Annotated in this window: 8 protein-coding genes; 4 read left to right on the top strand and 4 right to left on the bottom strand. The window is 70.5% G+C overall.

What is annotated here, in order from left to right; translation table 11 throughout:
• Positions 1-199, top strand: a 199-nt coding sequence (locus tag ACJ8AN_RS35060) for a hypothetical protein (RefSeq protein ID WP_407759922.1), incomplete at its 5' end; no start/stop codon positions are given.
• Here ACJ8AN_RS35060 and ACJ8AN_RS35055 read toward each other — a convergent pair.
• The gene (locus ACJ8AN_RS35055) at positions 196-414 is read right to left on the bottom strand and encodes a hypothetical protein (protein ID WP_407759921.1); all 219 of its coding nucleotides are present in this window, start codon (positions 412-414) and stop codon (positions 196-198) included. The two genes, ACJ8AN_RS35060 and ACJ8AN_RS35055, sit on opposite strands and share 4 nt — an antisense overlap.
• Positions 415-456: 42 nt before the next feature.
• On the opposite strand from ACJ8AN_RS35055, the gene ACJ8AN_RS35050 reads away from it, so the two are divergent.
• A complete protein-coding gene (locus ACJ8AN_RS35050; protein ID WP_407759920.1) occupies positions 457-1,068 on the top strand; it encodes a 2OG-Fe(II) oxygenase in 612 nt (203 codons plus the stop codon).
• A gap of 64 nt (positions 1,069-1,132) precedes the next feature.
• Here ACJ8AN_RS35050 and ACJ8AN_RS35045 read toward each other — a convergent pair whose 3' ends face one another.
• Both ACJ8AN_RS35045 and ACJ8AN_RS35040 read right to left on the bottom strand, forming a co-directional pair.
• Positions 1,133-2,353: a zinc-dependent alcohol dehydrogenase gene (locus ACJ8AN_RS35045; protein WP_407759919.1), complete on the bottom strand. Its 1,221-nt coding sequence runs from the start codon at positions 2,351-2,353 to the stop codon at positions 1,133-1,135.
• Between the two features lie 88 nt (positions 2,354-2,441).
• Positions 2,442-3,944: an HD domain-containing protein gene (locus ACJ8AN_RS35040; protein ID WP_407759918.1), complete on the bottom strand. Its 1,503-nt coding sequence runs from the start codon at positions 3,942-3,944 to the stop codon at positions 2,442-2,444.
• 78 nt (positions 3,945-4,022) lie between these two features.
• On the opposite strand from ACJ8AN_RS35040, the gene ppk1 reads away from it, so the two are divergent.
• Entirely contained in the window at positions 4,023-6,197 is a 2,175-nt protein-coding gene (gene ppk1, locus ACJ8AN_RS35035; RefSeq protein ID WP_407759917.1) for a polyphosphate kinase 1, read from the top strand.
• A 64-nt stretch (positions 6,198-6,261) separates the two neighbouring features.
• Positions 6,262-6,972 carry an Imm52 family immunity protein gene (locus ACJ8AN_RS35030; RefSeq protein WP_407759916.1) on the top strand — a complete coding sequence of 237 codons (711 nt, stop codon included), beginning with the start codon at positions 6,262-6,264 and terminating at the stop codon, positions 6,970-6,972.
• Positions 6,973-7,019: 47 nt separating this feature from the next.
• Here the strand turns inward: ACJ8AN_RS35030 and ACJ8AN_RS35025 are convergent, their stop codons facing one another.
• Positions 7,020-7,310: a type II toxin-antitoxin system RelE family toxin gene (locus tag ACJ8AN_RS35025; protein WP_407759915.1), complete on the bottom strand. Its 291-nt coding sequence runs from the start codon at positions 7,308-7,310 to the stop codon at positions 7,020-7,022.
• Positions 7,311-7,349: the final 39 nt, after the last annotated feature.

Genomic DNA, 7,349 nt, shown 5'->3' with positions numbered 1-7,349 from the left:
GAAGTACGGAGTAACCTGGGACACCGTGCGGTACTGGATAAAGAAGGGCATCCTCACGCCCGAGCGTGCTCTACCGAAGAGCAATTTCTGCTTCCAGCTGACCCACGAGGTGGAGCAGCTCATCCAGGCCGCCCTTGCTCGAAAACGGACGTCACGCCGTCCCACGCAGCACCACCATCATCACCTCCATTCCCGCTAACACAGGTGTCCTGATGCAGGTTCCGGGGAGAACTCCACCTTCTTGTAGAGGGAGACCTCGAGCGTCTCCAGGCGGGCCACCTCGCGCACGCGGGTGACGAGCGCGGGCGTGTCGGGCAGGGCAGGGGGCTTGGGACGGAGCCAGAGGAAGGCGCCCACGGCCCCGGCGGCCAGGGCGACGAGGACGAGCATCATCCGCAGGAGGAGGCGCACCATGGGCCGCCATTCTAGTCATTGTGCGCTAGGGTTCGCCGCGCCATGCGTCCGCTGTCCCTTCGGGATGAAGAAATCCAATCACTCGGTGAGCGGGGCTGGTTCACCCGCGCGTCCTTCCTCGGAGAGGAGGCGGCACGGGCCGTCCACGCCGAGGCGCTGGCGCGGGTCGAGGCCGGGCTGCTGCGGCCCGCGGGCATCCGCCGGGGCGCGGACCATGCGTTGGACCGGGACACCCGCGGCGATTTCATCACCTGGGTGAAGCCCGAGGAGCAGGGCTCGGCGATCGGCCCACTGCGCGAGGCCTATGCGGCGCTCGGCGAGACGCTGTCGGCCGAGGCGTACCTCGGGCTCGGGCGCTTCGATTTGCAGCTCGCCTGGTACCCCGGAGAGGGAGCGCGGTACGCGCGCCACTTCGATGCCTTCCCCGGACAGTCCAACCGGCGCGTCACCGCCATCTACTACCTCAACCCGGACTGGGTGCCGGCGCACGGCGGCCTGCTGCGCCTCTACCCCGAGGGCGGGCCGGTGGACGTGGAGCCCACGTTGGACCGGCTGGTGGTGTTCCTCAGCGAGCGGCTCGAGCACGAGGTGCTGCCCTCGTACGGCCCCCGGCTCGCGCTCACCGCCTGGTACTACGGGCGCAACGCGGGCTGAGCCCGTCAGCGCGGTGGCGGCGCGAGCAGCACCCCCGGGGAGGCCGGGCCAGGGGGTGGACGGCTCAGGTCAGCAGCGCGGGCTCGAGCTCCACCTTCATCCAGCCCGGTTTGCGGGCGTCGAAGGAGCGGTAGGCCTCGATGGCGCTCGCCAGGGGCTGCACGTGCGAGAGGATTTCGGTGGGCTCCACCGCGCCCGTGCGCACCAGCTCCAGCAGGTGGGGGATGTACTTGCGGTGGGGGCAGTTGCCCATGTTCAGCGTCAGGTTCTTGTTCATTGCCTGGCCGATGGGGAAGGTGCGCATCTGCAGGGGATACACGCCGATGATGGCCAGCGTGCCCGCCTTGGCCAGCGCGTCCACCGCCCACATCACCGCCTGCGCGGGCGCGTCCCCGGGCACCCAGTTCTCCCCATCCGGGTTCGTCTCGGGCGCCACTTCCTTCTGCTCGCGCTTGAACTCGGCCTTCTCCTTGCGCGCCGTCTTCGCCGCCGGCCCGTGGTGCGCATGCATCGAGTCCACGCCCACCGCGTCGATGGCCCGGTCCACGCCGATGCCTCCCGTCAGCCGGAGGAGGGTCTCCACGGGGTCTTCCTGGTCGAAGTTGATGATCTCGGCGCCCTGGTCCCTCGCGGCCTCCAGCCGGTCCGGGTGGCAGTCGATGGCGAAGACGCGCCCGGCGTCCATCCGCTTCGCGCTCAGGATGGCGAACAGCCCCACCGGCCCGCAGCCGAACACCGCCACCGTGTCCCCGGGATTGATTTCGGCGATGTCCGCCGCCTGGTAACCCGTCGGGAAGATGTCCGAGATCAGGATCGCCTGGTCGTCGCTGATCTCGTCGGGGAGCTTGACCATGCCGACGTTGGCGAAGGGGATGCGCGCCCGCTCCGCCTGCAGGCCGTGGAAGGGCCCGCTCAGCTCCGGCCCGCCGAAGAAGGCCGTCCCGGCGCGCTTGCCATTCGGGTTGGCCACGTCGCATTGCGCGTAGTAGCCCGCGCGGCAGTACGAGCACGTGCCGCAGGCGATGGTGGACGGAATCACCACGCGGTCGCCCACGCGCAGGTTGCGCACGTCCGGGCCCACCGCCTCCACCACGCCCACGCCCTCGTGCCCGAGGATGGTGCCCGGCTTCATCCCCGGAAAGGTGCCGCGCACGAAGTGCAGGTCCGTGCCGCAGATGGCGCTCGCCGTCAGCCGGACGATGGCGTCCGTGTCGTGCAGCAGGACGGGCTCCGCTACGTCCTCGAGCCGGATGTCTCCGATTCCATGAAAGACGACCGCCTTCATTCGCCGCTCCTCCCCCGCTAGGGGTGGGCACGCGCTCCGTCCAATGCCAGACGGAGGCGCTCCCTCTCGTGGAGGGCGGGCGGCGGAGCTAGCGTCCGGCGTGCAGGGCGAGGCGCTTGTTGAAGACGCGGCGGAAGAGGGCCGTCTCGTGCTCCACCGTCCACAGCTCGAGGTCCACTGGCTGGCGCGACTTGAAGTGCAGCGACACCGCGTCCCGGCCGTTGACGGCCCGTAGCTCCTTCACCGGCTGGTGGTGGCTGCTGTCCAGCGCGTTGGCCACCCGCAGCAGCGTGGCCAGCTTGCGCACCAGCCGCGCCTCGGCGGGGCTCAGCCCCTCCATCCCCGCGTGGTTGAGCTCCGGCGGACTGCGCTGGTGGTAGCGCGCCACGCGGGCCACCAGCTCGCGCTCGCGGTCGGCCAGGCCGGGGAGGTCGCCGTTGTGGAGGAGGTAGTACGTGTGCTTGTGGTGGCGCTCGTAGCTGACGGCATTGCCGATGTCGTGCAGCAGCGCGGCCGTCTCCAGGTACGGCCGGCACGAGAGCGGCAGGTTGTGCAGCGCCGCCAGCTCGTCGAAGAGGGTGAGCGCCAGCGACGCCACCTGGCGCGCGTGCTTCTCGTCGAAGAGCAGGCGCCGCCCCATGGCCACCGCCGCGTCCGCCAGCGAGTGGTCCTCGCGCGTCTCGTCCTGCCGGTACAGCAGGTCCACCAGCAGCCCGTCGCGCAGGCCCCGGTTCACCGCCGTGACGCTCTCCACGCCCAGGTGCTTCACCACGCGCTCGAGCACCGTGGCGCCCGCCACGATGATGTCCGCGCGCCTCGGGTCGAAGCGCTTGCGCCGCCGCTCCGGCGTGAGCTCCGCCAGGGTCTCCACCGCGTGCGACAGCTGGCGCACCGAGGCGTGCGCGGTGCCCTCGCTCGCCGCGAAGCCCACCACCGCGCTGATGGTGCCCGAGGAGCCCAGTGCCACGCGCGGCAGGTGCTCGGGGCGCTCGGGCATGGCCTTGCGCAGCTGCTCCTCCACGTAGCTGCGCATCAGCCGCAGCTGCTTGGGCGACACCTTCCCGGAGGCGTCGAACATCTCCGTGAGCCGCACCGAGCCCAGCGCCAGGCTCCACAGCTCATCGGGCCGCTCCCCCGTGGCGATGGCCACCTCGGTGGAGCCTCCGCCGATGTCCACCAGCAGCGAGCGTGTGTGCGGTGGCTTGCGGTGCAGCACCCCCAGGCAGATGAGGCGCGCCTCCTCCTTGCCGCTCACCACCTCCAGGTTCAGCCCCGCCTCCTCGCGCACCCGCTGGACGATTTCCTCGCGGTTCCTCGCGTCGCGCATCGCGCTGGTGGCCACCGCCCGCACCCGCGCCTTGTGCCGCCGGCACAGCGCCGCGTAGCGCCGCAGCGTGGACAGCAGCCGGTCCGCCGTCTCCTTGGACATCATCCCCGTGGCGAAGACGCCCTCGCCCGGACGGATGGGGTCTCTCTCCTGGTGGAGCGTCTCCAGCGAGCCATCGGGGTCGGGCCGGGCCAGCTCCAGGCGGACGGCATTGGTGCCCACGTCAATGGCGGCGAGGACGGGCTGTAGCGGAGGGGGGGGCATGGATGTTCAGATGTCACAATCTACAAGGGTTTCGTGACAGCTCCGTGACGTGACGCGGCGGATTCCCTGCAAGACTCTATGCCCGTGGAATTCAACGACCCGCAGCTCTTCATCAACCGCGAGCTGTCCTGGCTCGCCTTCAACGAGCGGGTGCTCGACGACGCCCGCGACCGTGAGCTCCCTCTCTACGAGCGTTTGAAGTTCTTCGCCATCGCTTCCTCCAACCTGGACGAGTTCTTCATGGTCCGGGTGGCGGGCCTCAAGCAGCAGCTGGCCAGCGGGGTGGCGGAGACGGCGGCGGACCGCATGCTGCCCGCCGAGCAGCTGAGCGCCATCAGCGAGCGCGCCCATGGCCTGGTGGACGCGGCCTCGCGCCTGTGGGTGGAGGAGCTGCTGCCCGGACTGGCGGCGGCGGGCGTCTCCCTCCTCACGCGCGACAAGTTGACGGCCGAGCAGAAGGCGGCCGCGCGCACCTGCTTCACCACCTCCGTCTTCCCGGCCCTCACGCCGCTGGCGGTGGACCCGGGCCACCCCTTCCCCCACCTGCGCAACAAGTCCCTCAACGTGGCGGTGCTGCTGCGGCGCGAGGGCCCCAAGCGCCGGCGCAACGTGCGCGGCACCACCACCTCGCTCGCGGTGGTGCAGGTGCCTGGCGTGATGGGGCGCCTGGTGCCCATGCCGTCGGAGAAGGGCTCGGCCTTCCTGCTGCTGGGCGAGCTGATCGCCTTGTGCGCGGGCGACCTCTTCCCCGGCTACGTGGTGGAGCACGCCGCCACCTTCCGCGTCACGCGCAACTGGGACCTCAACGTGGACGAGGAGGAGAGCGAGGATCTGCTCTCCACCATTCAGGACGAGCTGCGCCGGCGCGATAGGGGCGCCGCGGTGCGCCTGGAGCTGGACGCGGTGGCCAACCCGCAGATTGAAACCCAGCTCGTCTCGGCCCTGAAGCTCTCGCCCATGGACGTGTACCGCCAGCAGGCGCCGTTGCAGCCCTTGGACCTGATGGCGCTCACGGACCTGGACCCGCGGCCGGAGCTGCGCGTGGAGCCCTTCACGCCCACCGTGCCCGCGGTGCTGCGCGACTCGGAGTCGCTCCTGGACGTCATCGCCGCGCGCGACCTGCTCCTGCACCACCCCTACGAGTCCTTCGAGCCCGTGGTGCGCTTCCTCGAGGAGGCCGCCGAGGACCCGGACGTGCTCGCCATCAAGCAGACGCTGTACCGCACCAGCGGGGACAGCCCCATCGCCCGGGCGCTGTCGCGCGCGGTGGAGAACGGCAAGCAGGTGGCGGTGCTGGTGGAGATCAAGGCCCGGCTGGACGAGGCCAACAACATCGCCTGGGCGCGGAAGATGGAGGAGAGCGGGGTGCACGTCGTCTACGGGCTCATCGGCCTGAAGACGCACGCCAAGGTGGCGCTGGTGGTGCGCCGCGAGGGCAACGGCATCCGCCGCTACGTGCACCTGGGCACGGGCAACTACAACCCCCACACCGCGCGCCTGTACACGGACCTGTCGCTCTTCACCTCGCGCGCGGAGATCGCGGACGACGTGAGCGCGCTCTTCAACATGCTCACCGGCTACGCGGTGGCGCCGCAGTGGAAGCGGCTGGCCGTGGCGCCCATGGGCCTGCACGAGAAGGTGCTCGCGCTCATCCAGCGCGAGGCGGACAAGGCCCGGCGCGGTGAGCCCGCGCGGATTGTCGCGAAGATGAACTCGCTGGTGGACCCCACCGTCATCCGCGCGCTCTACGCGGCGAGCCAGGCGGGGGTGGAGATTGATTTGCTGGTGCGAGGCATCTGCTGCCTGAGGCCGGGCGTGCCCGGGGTGAGCGAGCGCATCCGCGTGACGAGCGTGGTGGACCGCTTCCTGGAGCACAGCCGGGTGTTCGCCTTCGGGACGGGGGGCCAGACGGAGGTGTGGATGAGCAGCGCGGACTGGATGCCGCGCAACTTCCTGCGCCGGATCGAGGTGATGTTCCCGGTGGAGGAGCCGGCCATCCGCCAGCGGCTGCTGGACGAGGTGCTGGGGGTGGCGCTCGGGGACAACGTGAAGGCGAGGCGTCTGGGGGTGGACGCCACCTATGTCCCGGTGGGGAGGGACGGCACGGCGGTGCGCAGCCAGGCGGTGCTGATGGAGCTGGCCCGGCGCAACAACAACCCGGATGCCAAGCCGCTCCACGCCCTGCGTCACGCCACCGCCCCCGAGCGGCGCGATGAGCCGCTGGTGCGCCCGGTGCCGCAGACGGCGACCTGAGCCCCGGGGTTTCCCGACAGGCAAGAAGTGGCCCTGGCATGACCCGTGGCGTATGTGAGGCCTGATGGAACTTTTCCAGGCGGGAGCCCATTGGGGAGGCCGTGAAGAAACCGCCGAGGCCTGTGCCCGGCGCGTGGAGGTGCTCTTCCAGCGGCTGGGCCGATGCGACGCGGCCTATGCGCGGTGGTTCGAGTACGGGTACTCGCGCAGCAACGCGCTGCGCCATCCGTTCGAGCCCACCGCCGAGACGTTCCTGCGCTACTTCGGCAAGAGGAAGCACCGGCTGGGGAAGGACGGCTTCATCTTCGAGGCGTGGACGGGGCAGGAGCAGCAGGGGCGGGGCGGGTTGCTGAGCCTGACCTGCGGCTCGGGTCTGCCCTTCTACGCGAACGGGTGCCTGCTCCATCTGCCGCGGGAGGGAGAAGCGGCGAAGCGCGTGCTCACGGTGCCGGTGCTGACGGAGGTGGTGCGGGCGATGGTGGCGGCGTGGGCGCCGGACGGGTGCGCGGTGATTTCAGAGGACGACCCGGTGGCGAAGAAGGCCCTGGCCGGGTCCCGCGCATGCCTGGGGTGGCTGACGTACTTCTCGCGCAAGCGGGGACGGGTGCCCGCGCTGCCCAAGCCGGTGCGCCTCGAGCCGATGGAGGAGCAGGGGACGCTCCTCATCCTCACGCCGGAGCTCTTCTCGCTGGAGAACCCGGAGCACGTGGCCCTGGCCGAGCGCGTGCGCGAGCGGCTCGAGAAGGCGGGATTGCTGCCGCCGCGCGCGGGCTGAGCGGAGCGTGCGGTGCGAGGAGGCGGCCCCGGCCCGTGGTCTCGGCCCTACGTGTCGGATGGGCGGTGGTGTGCCACTTCGCGCAGGGTGAGGCGCCTGCGCTCGCGATCGACCTCGTAGTGCGCGACGTAGCCCTCCAGCACGATGGCGCGGGTATTGACGGGCCTGGCTCCCTCCTGCGGCAGGGGCGGGGGGGTGGGCGTTCTCAACGTGGCCGCCAGGGTGTCCAGCTCCGTGCGAATGCGCTCGTACGCCTCCAGGGGCAAGTGCGAGAGCTGCTTCCAGGCAGCAGCACTGACTTCCACGCTGTAGCCGGTATGGTCCTGGGGGCGACGCATTTTGGACAGTCATTGAGCACGAATCATGCCATTCCGATC

It is taken from the genome of Archangium sp. (assembly GCF_045802675.1).
In the GTDB taxonomy this organism is placed as follows: Bacteria; Myxococcota; Myxococcia; order Myxococcales; family Myxococcaceae; genus Archangium.
This window is presented reverse-complemented; position numbering and strand designations above follow the sequence as displayed.

What these genes read in the sequence shown, in the direction of transcription:
- ACJ8AN_RS35055 (WP_407759921.1), bottom strand. Translation starts at nt 414, where the DNA reads ATGGTGCGCCTCCTCCTGCGGATGATGCTCGTCCTCGTCGCCCTGGCC.
- ACJ8AN_RS35050 (WP_407759920.1), top strand. Translation starts at nt 457, where the DNA reads ATGCGTCCGCTGTCCCTTCGGGATGAAGAAATCCAATCACTCGGTGAG.
- ACJ8AN_RS35045 (WP_407759919.1), bottom strand. Translation starts at nt 2,353, where the DNA reads ATGAAGGCGGTCGTCTTTCATGGAATCGGAGACATCCGGCTCGAGGAC.
- ACJ8AN_RS35040 (WP_407759918.1), bottom strand. Translation starts at nt 3,944, where the DNA reads ATGCCCCCCCCTCCGCTACAGCCCGTCCTCGCCGCCATTGACGTGGGC.
- ppk1 (WP_407759917.1), top strand. Translation starts at nt 4,023, where the DNA reads ATGCCCGTGGAATTCAACGACCCGCAGCTCTTCATCAACCGCGAGCTG.
- ACJ8AN_RS35030 (WP_407759916.1), top strand. Translation starts at nt 6,262, where the DNA reads ATGGAACTTTTCCAGGCGGGAGCCCATTGGGGAGGCCGTGAAGAAACC.
- ACJ8AN_RS35025 (WP_407759915.1), bottom strand. Translation starts at nt 7,310, where the DNA reads ATGCGTCGCCCCCAGGACCATACCGGCTACAGCGTGGAAGTCAGTGCT.